At 56.5% G+C, this 902-nt stretch carries 1 protein-coding gene; it reads right to left on the reverse strand.

Annotation, left to right across the window (positions count from 1 at the left end):
- Positions 1-902 (reverse strand): Eco57I restriction-modification methylase domain-containing protein (locus CZ345_RS05390; protein WP_420843767.1); only part of this gene is annotated, 902 nt, incomplete at both ends.

Genomic DNA, 902 nt, shown 5'->3' on the forward strand with positions numbered 1-902 from the left:
CTCCAGACTCCGCTTGTTTTCGCCGTTGTGCTTTTGAAAGAAAACGATGTCGGTGGTGACATCCGTCAGGGCATTTTGCCGGAAAGCGGTTTCAGGCAGGCGCACCGCGCCCAGGAAGTCGGCATATTCCGCGATATGTTCGCGGGCGGAGGAATCGACGGCGTCCATGAAGTAGCGGCTGACCACAAAGGCGGCTATGCCGCCCTCGCGCAGCAGGCGCATGGACTTGGCCAGAAAATAGTTGTGGATGGAAAATTTTTTCAGTTCGGGAAATTCGGGGTCGTAGAGAGACTGATTTCCGAAAGGAGGATTGCCCACCGCAAGGTCGAAACTCGGCGCTTTGAGGGGGATGTTCTGAAAGCCGTTATTGATGTGGCGGGCTTTGGGGTACAGGTATGCGGCAATGGCCGCCGTTGTCGGTTCCAGTTCCACGGCCAGGAACCGGGCCTGGAAACTTTCCGGGCAAAGTCCGATAAAGTTGCCGATACCCGCCGAAGGTTCGAGAACATGGAGTTCCTTTCCTGTTTCAACGCCGAGTCTGGAAATCCCCTGATAGATGCCCCTGATGACGGTTTCCGAGGTATAGTGAGCGTCCTGTGTGGAGCGCCGGGCGGCCGCGTATTCATCGGGGGAGAGTACGCCTTGAAGTTCCCGGTATTCCGCCGCCCATTTGTCGTTTTGGGGGTCAAAGACCTGCGGAAGACCACCCCATCCGACAAAACGCACCAGCGTGCTTTTTTCTTCCGGGGTGGCCAGTTTTGCGCCGTTGGCCTGAAGCTGCTTCAGCAGACGTATGGCGGCGAGGTTATCCGCATATTTTTTCTTTGCGCCGCCGACGCCAAGCTGATCTTCCGGGCTTATCCGGTAATTTTCAGGTTCATCTCCACCCCGCAGCTTTCCAA

The organism is Mailhella massiliensis, from assembly GCF_900155525.1.
In the GTDB taxonomy this organism is placed as follows: domain Bacteria; phylum Desulfobacterota; class Desulfovibrionia; order Desulfovibrionales; family Desulfovibrionaceae; genus Mailhella; species Mailhella massiliensis.